Below are 17,430 nucleotides of genomic sequence, written 5' to 3' on the forward strand. Positions count from 1 at the left end.
ATTTATAAACCTAATGATTCTTTTCCATCTGTTTAGCGCTACTTTTTTATTTCTCTTAGAATAATTCATAAACTCTGGAATTCTTTTTAAATACATAAATATTCTTATATTGCGCAACACCATAGATTAAGTTTTGTCTTTGAATTGTACTTCTTGAACCAATAATGTTGCTTCTATTTCTGTTTCTTGTATTATCTGGCTTTTTTTGATTTCTATTCTTTTTTTGAAGAAAGGTGCGTCTAGAACAAGAGATTCATATTCACCCCCTTCTCCAGCTATGTTGAAACCATTTTTCTTATTTAATAGTTTTAGCCGTTCCAAGTGGTTTTGTGTTATTTTTTCTCCGAGCCAACCAACATGTAAACCCTCTGCAGCAATTTTTATTATTCTGAAATCAAATCCTTTATTTATAAGGAGTTGAACTTCTTTTTCTTGATCCATGTGCCATAGCGGACTAAAACATTTTATTCCGAGTTCTTCACATATGTTTTCTATTCTTTTTCTTTGATAGTTACTATATAATGCGCCTGTTATTATGCCTTCTATTTTGTATTTTTGCATAGAGTTTTTTATTGCTTCTTTTAGTTCTTTTAGTTCTTTTTCTTTTTCTCCTTTAGTATCTTTTAGTATTATGGGAATATTTGCTGCTTCTGCTTGTATTATTGCTAAGTGCGTGTTAGGACCGTGATACATGTAGGAGTCTTTATTTTGGCTTTGTATTGTTATAAAGCATCGTATTTCATAGTTTTGATCCATCATTATTTGTGTTGCAAGAAGCGAGTCTTTTCCTGTGCTTAGTAGTACGCCTAGTTTTACGTTTCCTTCATTGTAAAATTGTTTTAGGTATTGTGCTTTTGTTTCTTTACTTTTATTTGCTAATTTTTGTATTGCTTTATCAAAGTTAGATCCGTATTGTGCTGCTTTTTTCTTGCGTTCAGCATATTTTTCTGGGAGGCCTTGTTTTTTTGCTATTTTTCTTAATATAATCTTTTTTTGTTCGCTGTTTAATTTTAGGTTTTCAGGTATTGTTAACGCATATTTTACCAGTTGTTTGTCTAAGAATGGAAGTCTTAGTTCTATTGTTTGACTCATTGTTATTACATCGTCTCTGTATAGATCTCGTTCGTAGATTTTTCTTAATCCTGCTAAGCATTCTTCATTTATGTCTTGTGAGTTTTCATGTCTTTGATATCCTGCAAATATTTCTTCGCTTCCAAGACCCGAAAATAGTATTTTTACGCCATCTTCTTTTGCCATTTCTGAACTTAAAAAAAAAGGTAATGCAACTCCTGCTTTTACTACGTTGTTGTCCTCTATTAAGGGCAGTATTTTTTTTAGATATTCTGGAACTTCATCAAGTGGTATTTCTTTTATTTTTAGTTCGAATCCTAGTTCTTTTGCGGCTTTTTTCGCCCATTCTGTGTCTTCTGCGTTTTTTAGTCCAGGTTCTTTTAGTGCTGCTGTATAGCAAGTGAATGGAATCCCTAATTTTTTTAGTTTGTATGCTATGTACGTGGAATCTATTCCTCCTGAAAATAGTATTCCTATTTTTTTGTCTTTTATTATTCTTTTTTGTATTGCTTTTTCTATGAGTGTTTCTGTTTTTTGTACTATTTGTTCTTCTTGTGTTTCCGGGTTGCCTAAAACTTTGAAGTATTCTCTGTCGTATTCTTTTAGTTCTTTGTTTTGTATATCGTACATCAGTATTTTTCTTGGGTTTAGTTCTTTTATGTATGCTCTGTCTAATTCTTGAGAAAGTAGTGCTTTTCTTTCGCTTGCAAAAGCAAATTTGCCTTCGGGGTCATGGTAGTACCATAAGGGTTTTACTCCTATTATGTCTCTTGCTAGGAATACGTGCTGAATTTCTTTGTTCCATAATGTGAGTGCATAAACTCCGTCGAGTTCTTCAAGTGAATTGTGGAGGTCATGACTATTTTTTAAAAAATTAAAAAGAACTTCAGCGTCGTTTTTTCCTTTTAATTCATATTTTTCTTGTAATTCTTTCCAGTTGTATATTTCGCAGTTTGTTGCAAAGATAAATTTTTCATTTTCTAAGGGTTGAGGTATTTTGTCAATTATTGCATGAAGGCAATGCCCTATACATCCATTTTGATTTTGAATAGTATTTGAAGAGTCTTTTCCTCTGTATTCTATTATTTTTATTCCTTCTTTCGTTTTGTTTTCGTTATCTTCAAAATTGAAGAACCCTATTATCCCACACATATTATTTAGAAAAGAAATTCTATTTATAAAGATATACAAATAATTGGGCTCTGTCCGAAAAGTTATTGCTAGCTTGAAGCAAAATTGAGATGAGCACATTGACAACGTCAATAACGCCGGTGCTCATCGGTAAAAATTCATACTGCAAAGCAGATGATATATCTTTCCAGCGATAAATCAAAATATTCCAGACAGAGCCCAAGTAATTGATAAAACTTATTTAACTTCATTTAACATAAGAATATTTTTCAAATGAAAACATACCAAAATTTATTGGCGTTTCAATCATATATTTTGATGCTGATTCAAGCATTTCCTGTTTTGTTTCCAGTATTTCAGTAATGTTTGTTTTTGTTGTATATTTTATCATCAACTTCATTAATAAAGGATAGTCAAATTTTATTGCTTTGTTCAAATCCGCATTCTGTTCATCTTCATGCATTTTTAAATAGTATTTTTTGTAATCTTGAAGAATTTTTTCATTTTTTAGTAATTCGTCAAACAATTGTGCTCCTGGTGTCGGAACAACTATGTCTGCATATACTTTTGTCAAATAAGAATACCTTTTTGATGCTTCTTTGATAAATTCTTTGTTTTTATTTAATGATTCTGATGATTCATCTTTTGTCCCTAACAATATTGGTATGTAAAAATTTATGCCTAATGATTCTAGAATATCATATTTTGAGAAAATATCGTTAAAATTGTCATAATTTATATCATATCTTTTTTTCATGTTTGTAAGTATTTTTTCATCTACATTTTCCAGTCCTATAAAGAAGTCTCTTAAGTTCAGTTCTTTTAGAATTTCCATTCTTTTCTTAGTGACTGCATCAAGGTCTCCGTAAAATCTAAAATAAACATTCTCAAGATGACTTGGTCTTTCACGGAGCACTTTTTGGGGATATTCTCCTATTAGGAAATCATCTCCTGTTTCAAAGAAATAATTGATTCCGTATTTGTTTAATGATTCGACCATTTTCCAGAAATTTTTTGGGCTCAATACTTTTACTGCATTGTAAGGTGTTGAGCAGAACATACATAAATCTTTTTTTAGTGCTTTTATACAGCCTCTTGTTGTGGATATTGGAAAAGGAGTTATTTTATCAATGTTATAGTCTTTTTGTCTTGAGTCCCATTGTTTGATGTATTTTTTGAATGTGTCAAAATTTAGTGTTGGAAGTTTATTTATATTATGTGGGATGTTTATTATTTTGTTTTTCTGATTAGTTTCTTTTAACAAACTAAGGAGTGCAGCTTCTCCGTATTGAGCAATTACATAGTCCACTAGTTTGTTTTTTAGAAGTTTCACTCCAAGTGCTTCCCCATTTACATTCCCTACCAAGATTTTGCTTTTTGGAGAGTTTTCTCTGGTAAATTGCACGTATTTTAGGGTGTTATTATGGTTAAAGAATAGATCTCCATATCCTACAAAATCATATTCTTTTTTTATTTCTTTTTTTATTTCTTCTGTGGTACTAAATCTTCCGTCAATTATTTTTATGTTTACGTCAGGCATTTCCTTTTTTACTATGTTTTCAAGTGTTGTTAGTCCTAGTGAAGGTGGTTCGTGTTTGTATCCTGAATCGAGTTTATTGTGTGGTGGATCGTGTTCGCTGTATATTAGAAGAACTGATTTCATTTCCAACACATCATTTAAAGAATTTTACGAACTTATTTTTATGGTCTACAAGGATATTTCTGGGTTTTATTTTTTTAGTTGACAATGCGAAAGCCATGATTATTATTTCATCTCCTGGTTTTATTAGATGTGCTGCTGCTCCATTCATGCAGATTTCTCCTTTATTTTTTTGTCCCGATATAACATATGTCCACAACCTATGACCGTTTGTATTGTCTACGACAAGCACTTGCTCACCTGACCACAGATCTACTTTATTCAGGAGTTCTTGATCTATTGTGATTGACCCCATGTACTTAATGTCTGCTTTTGTGACTGTTGCTTTGTGTATCTTCGATTTCAACATAATTCTCAAAAAAACCACCTTTTTATTATTTATTAGTGAATAAAAACCAATTATATAAATTTAATTGATTGTTTATTTATTATTTTGGGAAAATTTATATATTATTTACAATTATGATAAATAAAATGAATGAATTTGATTTAATAGATAAGAAAATTATGCTTGAAATGGATATTGACGCAAGACAATCATATAATCAATTAGCTAAGAAAGTTAGAATAAGTCCTGAATTAGCAAGATACAGATTAAAAAAACTTATTGATGATAAAGTTATTCTTGGTTTTAACATAGTTATTGATATTGGAAAAATCGGGTTTTTTCATTATGAGGTCTACTTGCGTTTTCAGAAGATTAATGAAGAAAAAGAAAAAGAAATAATTAATTATCTTAAAACAGCTAACAACATTTTATGGCTTGCGAGTTGTTTAGGACACTACGATATAGTCTTTTCAGTTATAGCAAAAGACAACATACAATTTTCTAAAGTTCTCTCAGATATTCTTGATAAATACGGAGAATTTATTTTTGAAAGAAATGTTCAGTCCACAATTAAGATACCTCATTTTAGCAGAAACTATCTTGTTCCAAATTCAAAGGTTCATGAATTTAGTTTTAGTAGCTCAAGAAACATGAATGTATCTATGGATCGCATAGATTTCACAATTCTTAGAATTTTGATGAATGATGCAAGAATGCATTTGACAAAGCTCTCAAAAAAAACAGGAATCAGTTTGGACATTGTTAATTATAGATTAAAACAATTAATAAAAAAAGGAGTCATTCAGCTTTTTAGAGCGCACATTGACAAGAGAAAATTAAATCGTATGCATTTTCAAATCTTGTTCAATTTCAAAAATCTAAATTCTGAATTGAAATCGAAGTTTATTGAATTCTGTAGACAATTAGACAGTTCAACATATGTACTCGATACAATTGGAAAATATGATCTTATTCTAGAATTAGAACCTGAGAATCAAAAAGAGTTCAATAATATTCTCAAAAAAATAAGATATGAATTTTCAGATCAACTTATTGATTACGAGCCTTTAACAATAACAGAAGATATTAAGTATGATTATTTTAGACTTGATGAAAAAGAGTTCTTTAGATAGAGTGCATGATCACATCTTAGAGGACTTATAAACTTCAGGAATGTAACTTTTTATTCGAATAATCTTTGCAAGTATATTTCGTTTTTTAAGTTCTTCTTCTAATTTGTCTGTGAATGCTGTTTGGTCATATCCTAGACATATTACATCTGGTTTTATTTCTTCTATTACTTTGTATTTATCTCCTTCTTCACCTATTCTAACCTCATCTACATCTTCGCATTCATAGACTGTAGCCATCCTTTTAGTCTGGTTGTTTCTAGGACTTCTTTCTTTGACTTTTAGAACTGTTGAATCCCTCGCTATAACTACATAGAGTCTATCGCCGTATTTTTTTGCCTCTGAAAGATAATATTCATGTCCTTTGTGAAATTTGTCAAATGTACCGAATGTTAATACTTTTTTCATTTTTAGGCTTGATCTTTTTTTGTTAGTATGTATATCACATAGCTTAATATTGATGCAAAGAAACCTGTTAGTAAATCATACATAGTGTCAAAATGAGGACTTTGCAAGTATCCTTGCTGATTTTTTACAAACACACCTTGCATTAATCCGTTTAGTACTTGATCTACAAAAAATTCTATAAATTCTAAGATGCAAGCACTACCTAGAATAATTAATATTGCTAAAAATTTGTATTTTTTTAAAATATTAATATCTAATAAAATATATGTGAATGTGAATGGTAATATGAAATGCAATATTTTGTCGTAAAATGGGTATATGTAGAATAAATCTAATAAATTATCTCCTAATAGTGCTGCGTATAGTGAAAACAATATGATTGTATAGTGGTGTTCTTTCAGACCTATGTTTTTTTTGTGGTTATAGTGCTTGATAATTTTGTACGTTATAAACACCACTAATAAAAATATATTTGAAGGAGTGTAGTTTATTATAAAACCTGTTGCGCCAAGAATTGTTATGATTAAAAATATGTATTCAAGCAAAATATTTGTTTGTTTAAGATTCATATAGTATTATGAATTTTTGTTATTTAAGAATTTTTTGAAAAAAAAAATATTTTTTTATTCATCGATCATTTCTATTTCGATATTTAATCCTTCAGGTATTGGAACTCGCATTATAAGTCTTAGAGCTCTCTCATCAACACCAAGATCAATAAGCCTTTTATGAACTCTCATTTCATATCTTTCCCATGTAGCTGTACCGTCGCCACAAGGGCTTTTTCTTGTGGTTACTTTGAGTTTTTTTGTTGGTAGGGGTATTGGTCCTTTTATTACTACTCCTGTCTTTTCTGCTATTCCTTTTATGTACTCACAAGTATCATTTACTTTATTTATATCAGTACTTGCTAATTTTACTCTTGCTCTCTGCATTTTTCACCTACCTTATGAAAAAACGTTCGTTTCATCATAATTTGAATCATTATTAAATATAATTAATAAATGGAAAAAAGTTAGGCTTTTTAAGCCTTTTTCTTTGCTTCAATGCACATTCCTGCTGCAACTGTTGTTCCACTATCTCTAATCGCAAATCTAGACATTTTTGGATTTTCCTTTTGCGTCTCAATCACTACTGGTTGAACAGGTCTTAGTGTTACGATTGCTGCATCACCATTTTTGATGAAGTCAGGATTTTCTTCTAGCACTTCTCCTGTTGCAGGATTCATTTTTCTATCAATGTTTACGAATTGGCATGCAATTTGTGCTGTGTGTATGTGGAATACGGGAGTGTATCCTTTTGTTATTACACTTGGGTGATTCAAAACCACGATTTGTGCTTTGAATTCTTCTACAACTGGAGGCACATTATCTGCAGGTCCTATTACATCGCCTCTTGCTATGTCTTTTTTTCCAAAGCCTCTTACAGATATTCCTACGTTGTCTCCTGGTTCTGCTTGTTGGTGTTGTTCATGGTGCATTTCTATGCTTTTTACTTCTCCAGGAACGCCTTTACCTTCTCTTCCAGGAACAGCTATTACTTTTTGTCCTACTTTCATAACTCCTGTTTCTATTTTACCTACTGGTACTACGCCGATTCCTGTGATGTTGTATACATCTTGTATTGGCATTCTCATTGGAAGTTCTGTTGGTTTTTCTGGTGCGTTTAGTGCATCCATTGTTCCTAGTAGTGTGTTTCCTGTGTACCATCCTAGATTTTCTGATTTTTTTGCTACGTTGTCGCCTTTTAGGCTTGCTATTGGTACAAATGGTGTATTGTCAGGGTTTATGCCTACTGATTTTAGTAGTGGAGATAGCATATCTTTTACTCTTTTATATGCTGCTTCTGTGTAGTTCTCTGCATCCATCTTGTTGATTGCTATTATCATTTGTCCTACGCCTAATGTTTTTGCTAGGAATAAGTGTTCTCTTGTTTGTGGTTGTACTTCTTTGTCTGTTGCTGCAACTACTAGAACTGCTGCATCTGCTTGTGATGCTCCTGTAATCATGTTTTTTACGAAGTCTCTGTGTCCTGGTGCATCAATTATTGTAAAGTAGTATTTTTCTGAATCGAATTTTTTGTGTGCAAGGTCGATTGTTACTCCTCTTTCTCTTTCTTCTTTTAGGTTGTCCATTACGAATGCGAATTCAAAGCCACCTTTTCCTAGTTCTGCTGCTTTGTCTTTTAGTTTTCTCATTGCTTGTTCGTCTATGTTTCCTGAATCGAATAATAGTCTACCTACTGTTGTTGATTTTCCAGCGTCTACGTGTCCTATGAACACAAGATTCATGTGTATTTTGTCTTTTGCCATTTTATTCCTCCAAATATATTTTTCTAAATATTAATCTCTTTTTTTGTTTTGTGGCACCCTCTCCCGATTATGCCTTTTTTATAGTTGTTTGGAATTAGTGGCTATTTATAAAGGTTTCTTTTATTTGTTGGCGACAAAAGTTTTAATTAAAGATTTTTGCTAGTTGATATTGTGAATGATAAAAAGTTGTACTCTTTACTTTTGATTTTGCAAAGCAAATATTTGAGAAACTTCTTTTTTTATTCTGAATTTATTTAATCTTTAACTTATTATTTAATTTATATTTGCAGAATTTAAGATTCTTGGTAATTTTTAGCATTTGTACTTGAAAATGTATTTTATAAAAATTTGTTGGAAGTTAGCTTAATAGAACTTACGTTTAAAAAAATATTAAAAAAAGTTAATTGTTTTACTCTGAACTTTCTGTTTTGAGGCCTTTTCTTTCTCTTATTATTTTTAGAGTTCTCTGTTGCAATTCGTCTGGAAGTCTTTCAAAGTTTTGATCTACTAAAAATGAAGATCCTCTTCCACCTGTTGCAGATCTCAAATCACTACTTAATCCAAACATTTCCGCTACTGGTAGTTTTCCTGTTACTTTAACTAGGTTTCCTTCTTGTTGCATATCTAATAATTGTCCTCTTTTGTTTTGTATTAGCTTGGATAATTCGCCCATGTATTCAGCAGGTGCTTCAAAACTCATTGTTTGTATTGGTTCAAAGATTATTGGGTTTGCTTGATCCATTGCTCCCCTTATACCTTCTCTTACTGCAGGATATAATTGTGCTGGTCCTCTGTGAATTGCATCTTCGTGCAGTTTTACATCCATTAGTTTTACTTTTACTCCGTAACACGGATCTCTAGCTAAAGGTCCTGCATTCATTACATCTTCGAACATGTCTAGAACCATTTCAATTATTTCACCTATGTGAACTATTCCTCTTGTTTCATCTAAAAACATGTTTCCATTAAAGATATCTTTTACATTTCTAGCAGTTTTTGCATCCATTCCTAAGCTTTGAAGGGTTTCCCAAAGTTCGGAGTCTTTTTTCTTTATTCTTCCGCTGGATAATTTTCCTTCTTTTATTGCTTGTTTGTATTCTTCTTCTAGTGGTTCTACAACAAAATATAGTTTGTTGTGTTTATTAGGAGATTTTCCTTCAAATTGTTCACCAGAATTTTTTGTTATTGTTTCTCTGTATACAACTATAGGAGGGCTTGTTTGAATTTCTACGCCTTTTTCTTTTTTAATTCTATTTTCTATTACTTCCAGGTGTAGTTCTCCCATTCCATGCATTAGATGTTCTCCAGTTTCTTGATTTATTTCTATTTTAATGCTCGGATCTTCTTTTGATACTTGCATTAATACTTCTATTAGTTTTGGTAAGTCCCCTGGTTTTTTTGCTTCTATTGCTTTTGTCATTACGGGTTCGAATATGTGTGTTATTGCTTCAAAAGGATCTGCTTCCGCATCTTCCATGACTGTTTCTCCTGGATATGCATTTTTTAGGCCTGCAACGCCTATTATGTTTCCAGGAGGCACATTGTCAACTATTTCTTTTTTCGCTCCGTTATAGATGTATACTTGTTGTATTCTTAAGTCTACTTTTGCTTTTGCTAAGTGTACATTCATTCCTTTTTTCATGGTTCCTGAGAACATTCTTCCTGCGCTTATTTCTCCTGCTTGCGGGTCTACTACTACTTTTGTTACTACAAACATTAAGTTTCCTTTTGGATCGCATGTTCTTAGTTGCTTTCCTATTTCACTGTTGTCATCTCCGTGCCATATTTTTGGAATTCTATATGCTTGTGCATCCACAGGATTTGGGTGGTGCTTGATGACTGAATTTAGTATTACTTCATGTATTGGTGCTTTATCTCTTAGTTCTTTCCAAGTATCATTTGTGTATGCATCAATTATGTCTTTGAAGGTTATTCCTTTTTTTTGCATGTACGGAATTGAAAGTGCCCAATTGTGAAAAGCTGAGCCAAAACACACTGATCCATCTGCAACATTTACCTGCCATTTTTCTCCGTATTCTTCTTCTGCTATTTGTTTTATTAATTTGTTCACTGAAGTTATTACTTTTATGAATCGTTCTTGCATAGCTTCAGGCGTTAATTGCAATTCTTTGATTAGTCTGTCTACTTTATTTATGAAAAGTATAGGTTTTACTCGCTCTCTTAGAGCTTGTCTTAGCACAGTTTCTGTTTGCGGCATTATTCCTTCTACTGCGCAGCTTAGTACAATCGCTCCATCTACTGCTCTCATCGCTCTTGTTACGTCTCCTCCAAAATCTACGTGTCCTGGCGTGTCTATTAGGTTAATTAAATAGTCTTCTCCTTCTACTTTGTGCATCATGCTTACTGATGCAGAGTCTATTGTTATGCCTCGTTCTTGTTCATCTTCGTGAAAGTCCATTGCTCTTGCTTGTCCTGCTAAGTCAGCACTCATCATTCCTGCTCCTTGCAATAAGTTATCGGAAAATGTTGTTTTTCCGTGATCTATGTGTGCTGCGATTGCAATATTTCTTATTCTTTCAGGGTTTTTCATTCCTTCTAGTACCCTATCTACCATTTTTGCCATTATAATCTACCTCGTTGTTCTTTTTTGTTTTTTCATTTGCCTGTTCTGTACAGTAACTCTTCGTCTACTCGTTTCCATACGTGTAGCTCATTTTCGTTGAACCATAATTTTATCTCCCTTTCTGCTTCTTCTGTTTCTCCTGATGCGTGTATCAGGTTTTGTATTGGTCTTTTGCTTGTATCTGCTAATCCATATGTGTCAAAAGAATAGTCTCCTCTAATTGTTCCAGGCGTAGCATCTCCTGGGCTAGTGCTTCCTACTAATTTTCTTATATGTTTTACTGCATTATGTCCTTCAAATACGAATGCAACTACTGGGCTCATTGTTAGAAAATCTATTAGTTGTTGTCTTACTTCAAGACCTATTTCGCGTTCTTCTTTGTTTATTGTCAGCCCTTTTTTTGCGTACGCTTCTTTTTGTTTTGATCCTACTGTTTTAAGCCAATTTTCGTCAGCTACATAGTGGTTTCCTGCCAGATTCTCGTTTGGGTAAACCATTTTCATCCCTATGATTTTTAATCCGCATTTTTCGAATCTAGTAAGTATTTCTCCTACTAATCCTCTTTGTACTCCATCTGGTTTTATTAGTACTAATGATCTTTCAGTTGTCATTTTTTCCTCCTCTCATTTTGAAAATAAAAAAAGTTATTTTAGTTTATTGTTTAGTTCCTTTTTTAACTGCGTGGTATTCTGTTGTCCAATGCGTGGTTCTTGGTTTTCTTCCTAGTTTTATTTGATTTTTTTCGCATTTTGTTGAACAGTAATACATTGTTTTTCCGTCTTTTTTGACGTATAATTTTCCTGTTCCTGCAGTTATTTGTTTTCCGCAAAATTCACATTTAGCCATTTTTTTGCACCTAGTTATTTCCTCTTCCTGCTTTGTTTAGAGGTCTTGCTTCTATTTCTGTTTCTCTTAGCATTAGGATATCTCCGATTTGTACGGGGCCTTTCACGTTTCTTCTAACAATTTTATTTTTATCTCTGCCATCCATAATTTTGCATCTTATTTGTATTGCTTCTCCTCGTGTTCCTGTTCTTCCCACTATTTCTTCTACACTTGCAGGGACTGCTGGAGAAAATGTTACTCCTCCTTTTGAGTCAGAAGTTTGGTTTTTTTTGCCGCCTTTTTTTTGTTCAGCCATAATTATCACCTATTTGTTTATTCAAGTTTTTCTGAACTTTCAGCTTCGGCATTTATTTCTCCTACGGTTTGTTTGCTTTCGCCTTCATCTATTATTGCTACTGCTCCTGTTGGAACGCCCATTCCTGCTGCTGCGCCTAATTCTTCTCTACTTGGTACTTCAACGCATTGTATGTTTTTTTCTTTGCATAGTAAAGGTATGTGCATTATGATTTCTTTAGGGGATACGTCTGTTGCAATCACCACTAGTTTTGCTTTTCCTTTTTCTATCATTTTTGTTACTTCGTTTGTTCCTTTCTTTATTTTACCTGTTTTTTGTGCAAGTTCTATTGCTTCGTATGCTTTTTCTGACATTTTTTTCTACCTCCTATTGGATTGAAATGTTTTTTGTAACAACTAGAATTGTTACCTCATTCCACCACGTTGTGGTTTCATCAATCACGGGTTTTATTTTGAGAATGATATTTGCTTTTTAAATGTTGTTGTTTAGATTGTTTGTCGTTTTTGAATCATTTATTGTCTTAGTTTATTTGTTGTTTTATTATTTCGTTTTAGAAAACGTAGAAGATGTTTAAAGTTATTAAGCACAATATCATTATTACTGTTGCTATTGCCAAATGCATTTTGTAATTTTTGTTTTTTAGGTAATTGTTTTGAATTGATATAAGTATTGTTAGTAGTAGTATCGGCGCAATTATTTGCGTAATGTTTGTTTTTATTATGTGAGCAATTAATATTGTAGGACCTATTAGATATAGTGGTATTTGAGGAAATTTATTAGTTATTATTAGAGTGATTATTGCAATTATTATTGCTATATAAATTGTTTTTATTAGTAGTGTTAATATAAGAATTGCAGTTATTACTGCTATTGTTTTGTTTGTGTATTTTTTGATTTCTTTTTGTTCATATTTTACATTTTTAGATATTAGTATTCCTGCAACATATGCTAGTATTATTGAAAATAGTGTGAATGTTGATTGTATTAGAATGTTAGTTCCCATTTTGACCGCATATCACATTTTCGCCTATTGTCAGTTCGTCATTTTTGTTTCCAATGCTATTGTTTGAACCATACGTTTTTATTGCGCCTAGTTCATCAACAACAACTATGCAGAATTCTGTGTTTGCGGGAAGTCCTAATTTGGATCTTATTTCTTCGTAATTTGAAGAATATAGTAATGCTAAGTTTTCTTCTGTTATTTCTGATTCTTGTATTACACTTGGAAGACCGTATGCTTGCGCGGTTGTTCTGTCTAGTTTTGATACTATATTATCTGCTTCTGTGTTTAGTTTTTCATTTTCTGTTGTGTTTGAATTTAGTACTGCGTACACAATAACTAGTATAAGGAGAAATATGACAACACCCACAACCATATCTATTGAGACAGCTTGTGCTTTTTTTGTGTTTATTTTTTTCACCCCTTAGTTTTTCAATTTAAAATCACTATAAAAATTTTTCGTTCATTTTTTTTATTAATTTTTTATATAAATCTTTTGATAATTAATAAATTTAGCGAAACATTTATATATTAGAAACTTATTTTATTTATAAAACTATCACAAGACATAGTAATTACCAATTAATAACAAATTATATTGTGGTTTGTTTTTATTATCATAAACTGACTTGGGGGTTAGAATTATGTCAAAGTATGTAAAGAAGTGTCCAGAGTGTGGATCTGTAAATTTATTGTGGAATAAAGATAAAGGCGAAATCATTTGCAGAGATTGCGGTTTAGTTCTTGAAGAAAAAATGGTTGATTTCGATCAGGAATGGAGAGAAATGGATTCTGAGGCTGCAGCTAGAAGAAGAAGAACTGGCGCACCTATGTCATATACTCAATTTGATCAGGGATTAGGTACAGAAGTAGGCACTAAAGCTGATTTTTATAAGCTAGGTGGTAAGGAGAAAAATAAGTTTTTTAGACTAAGAAAGTGGCAACAAAGAATAAGTACCGCTATAGAGCGAAATCTTAAATTAGCTTTGGCCGAACTTAAAAGAGTTTCTTCTTATTTGAAACTTCCTAGCAGTGTTGAAGAAGAGGCTTCTAGAATTTATACTTTAGCAGTTCAGAAAGGACTTGTAAGAGGAAGAAGTATGGAAAGTGTCGTTGCAGGAGCTTTATATGCTGCTTGCAGAAGACATGATGTTCCTAGAACTCTTGATGAATTAAGCGAAGCTAGTTCTGTTGAAAAAAAGGAAATTGGAAGAACATATAGGTTTATAACAAGAGAATTAGGCATTAAAATATTGCCGAGCAATCCTTCAGATTACATTGCAAGATTTGCGTCTTCTTTAAAGTTAAGTCCTGAGGCTCAAACTAAGAGTATTGAGATAATAGAGGAAGCTCAAGGTGTTGAGCTTACAAGTGGAAGAGGACCTACAGGCATTGCAGCAGCAGCATTATACGTTGCAGCTTTAATAAATGGAGAAAAAAGAACCCAAAGAGAAGTTGCTGATGTTGCAGGAGTTACTGAAGTTACAATTAGAAATAGATATAAAGAGCTTTTAGATAAGCTTGATTTAGAAAAAGAGATTAAAAAAACTAAGAAAAGAAATGCTTAGGGATATATATGGCCGATTACAAATCAGAAGATGATCAAGGCAACTGTATTTTCTGTAAAATTGCTTCTGGCGAAATAAAGCCAAGAGGCAACGGAATTATTTTTGAAAATAATAATTATTTAGCTTGGCTTTCTCCGTTTCCAAACACGAAAGGTTTTTCGGTTGTTATTCCTAAAAAACACTTTGATAGCGATGTTCTTAAAATGCCAAAAGAAGACCTAAATGAATTTATTAGTGTTTCAAAAAAAGTTGCAAGTATATTAGAAAACTATTTTGATGATGTCGGCAGAGTTGGATTAATCATGGAGGGAACAGGTGTTAACCATGCACATATTAAGTTGTTTCCTATGCATGGAACTGAGTATATGAAGAGGGGCGAGTGGAAACAGTTTCATAGCAATAATGATTCTTATTTTGAAAAGTATGAAGGTTTTATTAGTTCTAATGATGGTCCGCAGGCTGATTTTAATAAAATTGAAGATTTAGCTGAAAAGATTAGAAAAATCAATTCTTGATAGTTTATAGATATATTTAAATATTTCACTGAATAATGTTGATTAAGGTGATTTAAATGGGTTTATTTGGGCAAGGTTTTGCTAATGAAATGCAAATAAAAATCTCAGCGTTAAAAAAATCTTCGGATTCTGATAAAATAAAGATTTTAAGGGACATAAAAACTTTTGCTTTTGAAGCTAAAAGAACTCTAGAGCGTGAGTTTTTATTGAATGAAGAGATACAAAAACTCTTATTTAAGTATAGCAATAATTTAAAGTACATATCAGAAACAACTCAAGGTCCTGTGACAAATAGAGTTCAATTAAATGATGATGAATTAAGAAATGTTACTGATTATGTTAAAGCTTTAAGTTCTATAGAAATTGATTTAATTGATAAGATTGAAGAATTTGATAAGAATTCTAAACATCTTTAAGGTATTTTTTTATTTCTTTGAATTTGTTTTTATCGTAATTGTTTTGTTTGTATTCTGTCGCGAGTTTTAGAAGTTTTTCTGAATTTATTTTTATTCCTAGTTCTTTTAGTTTGAAGTAAAATTTTCCGTTTGCTATGAATTGGCAGAATTGGTTAACATTTTTTGGTTTTTCTGTTTGTTTGCATCTTTCAAAGTCTATCATTACAGGATTATTTTTTTTTGTTATTAATATGTCTTTATGAGGTCTTGTTAGTTCTAATTTGTTTATTCCTGTTTCATCTAGTTTTCTTGTTTGTTCTAATATGTTCAGAATTATTTTTTTTAGTTTTTTCTTAATATTGCTATCTTTATTTTCTTTTATCAAGTCGTAGATATCTGTTCCTTCTACATATTCTCTTATTAGATATTTGTTGTTAGGATCTTTGTAATAGAATTTTGGACCGATTCCTATTTTATTTAGTTCTTTGTTGGAGCGTGATTCATTTTCTATAGTCCCTTCCGCAGTGCTGTCAGGATTTTTTTCTTTGATTATGTATTTTTTATCTTTATATTGTGATATGTAAATGTATCCTCTTTTTCCTTTTGCAAAGTATTCTTTAATTGCATGGATTTGTTTTGCTATTTCTTGTCTCACTCATATTCAAATATTTGTTATAATATTAAATGTTTCGAAAGAATTATATTTATCTTGATCTAAATAAATTTATGGAGGAATTAAAAATTGGAAAATATAAACATTTCAAAGGGGAGATCGTTGAAGTTTTATATGTTGCGCATCATAGTGAGACTTTAGAAGATTTTGTTGTGTATAAGACTTTATATGAAAATAAAGCTTTTGGCAAAGGTTCTATTTGGATTCGTCCTAAAAAAATGTTTTTGGAATCTATTGAAAGAGATGGAAAAGTTATGAAGCGTTTTGAATTCCTTAAATAAGTTTTGCTTCATATACCATTATGTCTTCAAAGAAAATGTGTTGTTTTTTTAGTTCTTTAAATCCATATTTTAGTTTTTTCATTGTTTTTTCTAAGAGTTCTATTTCTGCGTGGGAACTCGCTATAAAAAGTATTGTTCCATTTTTTGATAAGTATTCTTTTGCTTGTTTTAGAAATTTGATTGTGGTGTTTAGTCCTGTTTTTCCGCTTGTTAGTTCTTTGTCTTCAGGATAGTCTCCTTTTGGCAGATATGGAGGATTGAATGTTATTACATCAAATTTTTGCTTTGGTATGTTTTCAAATAAGTCTGAGTGTATTAGTTTTATTTTTTTGTTGAGTTTATTTTTTATTTTTTTTATTGTGTCTAAATCTAGTTCTATAGCCACAACTTTTTCGCTATGTTTTGCTAGTTCTTCTGCTATTATTCCTGTTCCAGTACCAATATCTAAAGAAGATTTTATTTTATTTTTTTTGCAGTGTTGCTTTGTTGTTTCTTTCAAAAGATAGGAGTCTTCTGCGGGTTCGTACATTTTATTCTTTATTTTACTCTTGTTTTTTTTCTTCTCTTGTTTCTAAGAATTCAGCATCTATAGCATTTATGTATTCTTTTACTCTGCTTAGGATTGATTGTAAGTAGTATTTTTCTATTTTTTCTTCAAATATGTATTTTATTTTTGCATTTTCATTTATACTGTAGTAGTTACCATTTTTTTGCACTATAAATAAGTCTCTTAACCTAAGTATTTGACGTCTTATGTTACTTGGAGCTACTCCTAGTTGTTTAAGTTCATATTTTTCTCTGTTTTCCATAGTCATTCTTTCTATTTCTGTGCTTGTGTATGCTTGATTATTTTTGCAGTTTTCTAGTATTACTTGTAGTACATCCACAATTACATCTCTTGAGTCTCCTGGTTGTAATAATCCTAAAGACAAACAAAGTTTTCTTACTAGTTCTCTTTTTTCAAGGTTTAGAGGCAAGCCGTATTTTCTTAGAATTATTTCTGCTAGGGGAGTATCCCTAGAAATTGTTTTTGCCATAAAAATATTAGCAATTCATAGTTTATTTAAACTTTTCTAAAAATTAGATGTTGTTTCAAAACAAAGATTTAAGATGAATTTTAAAAAGTTATTTTTTAATAACTGGGTTTAACGTTTTGTCTTTTACAATTATTAAGAAACAGTGTTTTAAAAAAAAAGAAAATGTTGCCGCTTGGGTATACGACAACTAATAAAAC

22 protein-coding genes are annotated in these 17,430 nt (G+C 31.4%); 5 read left to right on the top strand and 17 right to left on the bottom strand.

Annotated elements, in window-relative coordinates; genetic code table 11:
- Positions 1–126: 126 nt before the first annotated feature.
- The 3 genes from K9L97_01800 to K9L97_01810 form a co-directional block, all read right to left on the bottom strand.
- Positions 127–2,223 carry a diphthine--ammonia ligase gene (locus K9L97_01800; protein ID MCF7871742.1) on the bottom strand — a complete coding sequence of 699 codons (2,097 nt, stop codon included), beginning with the start codon at positions 2,221–2,223 and terminating at the stop codon, positions 127–129.
- A gap of 226 nt (positions 2,224–2,449) precedes the next feature.
- Positions 2,450–3,865, bottom strand: a complete 1,416-nt coding sequence (locus K9L97_01805) for a hypothetical protein (protein ID MCF7871743.1) — start codon at positions 3,863–3,865, stop codon at positions 2,450–2,452.
- 10 nt (positions 3,866–3,875) lie between these two features.
- Positions 3,876–4,220 carry an aspartate 1-decarboxylase gene (locus K9L97_01810; GenBank protein ID MCF7871744.1) on the bottom strand — a complete coding sequence of 115 codons (345 nt, stop codon included), beginning with the start codon at positions 4,218–4,220 and terminating at the stop codon, positions 3,876–3,878.
- A gap of 116 nt (positions 4,221–4,336) precedes the next feature.
- Between K9L97_01810 and K9L97_01815 the strand changes: the two genes are divergently transcribed.
- On the top strand, positions 4,337–5,323 hold the full coding sequence (locus K9L97_01815; protein ID MCF7871745.1) for an Lrp/AsnC family transcriptional regulator: 987 nt from the start codon (positions 4,337–4,339) through the stop codon (positions 5,321–5,323).
- A gap of 9 nt (positions 5,324–5,332) precedes the next feature.
- On the opposite strand, the gene K9L97_01820 is transcribed toward K9L97_01815, so the two are convergent.
- The 11 genes from K9L97_01820 to K9L97_01870 all read right to left on the bottom strand — a co-directional run bounded on the left by K9L97_01820 (position 5,333) and on the right by K9L97_01870 (position 13,185).
- Entirely contained in the window at positions 5,333–5,728 is a 396-nt protein-coding gene (locus K9L97_01820) for an adenylyltransferase/cytidyltransferase family protein (protein ID MCF7871746.1), read from the bottom strand.
- Between the two features lie 2 nt (positions 5,729–5,730).
- Positions 5,731–6,297 carry a hypothetical protein gene (locus tag K9L97_01825; protein ID MCF7871747.1) on the bottom strand — a complete coding sequence of 189 codons (567 nt, stop codon included), beginning with the start codon at positions 6,295–6,297 and terminating at the stop codon, positions 5,731–5,733.
- Between the two features lie 54 nt (positions 6,298–6,351).
- Positions 6,352–6,663 (bottom strand): 30S ribosomal protein S10, encoded by a 312-nt coding sequence (gene rpsJ / locus K9L97_01830; GenBank protein ID MCF7871748.1) that lies wholly within the window; start codon positions 6,661–6,663, stop codon positions 6,352–6,354.
- An 89-nt stretch (positions 6,664–6,752) separates the two neighbouring features.
- Entirely contained in the window at positions 6,753–8,039 is a 1,287-nt protein-coding gene (tuf, locus tag K9L97_01835) for a translation elongation factor EF-1 subunit alpha (GenBank protein MCF7871749.1), read from the bottom strand.
- 409 nt (positions 8,040–8,448) lie between these two features.
- Entirely contained in the window at positions 8,449–10,623 is a 2,175-nt protein-coding gene (locus K9L97_01840; GenBank protein ID MCF7871750.1) for an elongation factor EF-2, read from the bottom strand.
- Between the two features lie 32 nt (positions 10,624–10,655).
- Entirely contained in the window at positions 10,656–11,234 is a 579-nt protein-coding gene (locus tag K9L97_01845; protein MCF7871751.1) for a nucleoside-diphosphate kinase, read from the bottom strand.
- Between the two features lie 43 nt (positions 11,235–11,277).
- The gene (locus K9L97_01850; GenBank protein ID MCF7871752.1) at positions 11,278–11,469 is read right to left on the bottom strand and encodes a 50S ribosomal protein L24e; all 192 of its coding nucleotides are present in this window, start codon (positions 11,467–11,469) and stop codon (positions 11,278–11,280) included.
- Between the two features lie 10 nt (positions 11,470–11,479).
- Positions 11,480–11,764 carry a 30S ribosomal protein S28e gene (locus tag K9L97_01855; GenBank protein ID MCF7871753.1) on the bottom strand — a complete coding sequence of 95 codons (285 nt, stop codon included), beginning with the start codon at positions 11,762–11,764 and terminating at the stop codon, positions 11,480–11,482.
- Between the two features lie 17 nt (positions 11,765–11,781).
- Entirely contained in the window at positions 11,782–12,117 is a 336-nt protein-coding gene (locus tag K9L97_01860) for a ribosomal L7Ae/L30e/S12e/Gadd45 family protein (protein ID MCF7871754.1), read from the bottom strand.
- Positions 12,118–12,314: 197 nt separating this feature from the next.
- On the bottom strand, positions 12,315–12,767 hold the full coding sequence (locus K9L97_01865) for a hypothetical protein (protein ID MCF7871755.1): 453 nt from the start codon (positions 12,765–12,767) through the stop codon (positions 12,315–12,317).
- Complete coding sequence (locus K9L97_01870) at positions 12,757–13,185, bottom strand: hypothetical protein (protein MCF7871756.1); 429 nt, start codon at positions 13,183–13,185, stop codon at positions 12,757–12,759. Before K9L97_01870 ends, K9L97_01865 begins: the two co-directional genes overlap by 11 nt.
- 223 nt (positions 13,186–13,408) lie before the next feature.
- On the opposite strand from K9L97_01870, the gene K9L97_01875 reads away from it, so the two are divergent.
- Genes K9L97_01875 through K9L97_01885 form a run of 3 tightly spaced genes read left to right on the top strand, consistent with a single transcriptional unit; the run spans position 13,409 to position 15,263 of the window.
- Positions 13,409–14,332 carry a transcription initiation factor IIB gene (locus K9L97_01875; protein MCF7871757.1) on the top strand — a complete coding sequence of 308 codons (924 nt, stop codon included), beginning with the start codon at positions 13,409–13,411 and terminating at the stop codon, positions 14,330–14,332.
- An 8-nt stretch (positions 14,333–14,340) separates the two neighbouring features.
- Positions 14,341–14,847: an HIT family protein gene (locus K9L97_01880; GenBank protein MCF7871758.1), complete on the top strand. Its 507-nt coding sequence runs from the start codon at positions 14,341–14,343 to the stop codon at positions 14,845–14,847.
- A gap of 56 nt (positions 14,848–14,903) precedes the next feature.
- On the top strand, positions 14,904–15,263 hold the full coding sequence (locus tag K9L97_01885) for a hypothetical protein (GenBank protein ID MCF7871759.1): 360 nt from the start codon (positions 14,904–14,906) through the stop codon (positions 15,261–15,263).
- Here the strand turns inward: K9L97_01885 and K9L97_01890 are convergent.
- Positions 15,250–15,897, bottom strand: coding sequence for a hypothetical protein (locus K9L97_01890; protein ID MCF7871760.1), 648 nt, complete (start codon positions 15,895–15,897; stop codon positions 15,250–15,252). The two genes, K9L97_01885 and K9L97_01890, sit on opposite strands and share 14 nt — an antisense overlap.
- A 71-nt stretch (positions 15,898–15,968) precedes the next feature.
- Between K9L97_01890 and K9L97_01895 the strand changes: the two genes are divergently transcribed.
- Positions 15,969–16,196, top strand: a complete 228-nt coding sequence (locus K9L97_01895; GenBank protein MCF7871761.1) for a DUF1653 domain-containing protein — start codon at positions 15,969–15,971, stop codon at positions 16,194–16,196.
- Here the strand turns inward: K9L97_01895 and K9L97_01900 are convergent.
- Both K9L97_01900 and K9L97_01905 read right to left on the bottom strand, forming a co-directional pair.
- Positions 16,189–16,725, bottom strand: a complete 537-nt coding sequence (locus K9L97_01900) for a methyltransferase (GenBank protein ID MCF7871762.1) — start codon at positions 16,723–16,725, stop codon at positions 16,189–16,191. The genes K9L97_01895 and K9L97_01900 overlap by 8 nt on opposite strands.
- Before the next feature lie 13 nt (positions 16,726–16,738).
- Positions 16,739–17,233 (bottom strand): hypothetical protein, encoded by a 495-nt coding sequence (locus K9L97_01905; protein MCF7871763.1) that lies wholly within the window; start codon positions 17,231–17,233, stop codon positions 16,739–16,741.
- Positions 17,234–17,430 lie beyond the last annotated feature (197 nt).

The sequence above is a fragment of the Candidatus Woesearchaeota archaeon genome (assembly GCA_021735165.1).
In the GTDB taxonomy this organism is placed as follows: domain Archaea; phylum Nanobdellota; class Nanobdellia; order Woesearchaeales; family 21-14-0-10-32-9; genus JAIPET01.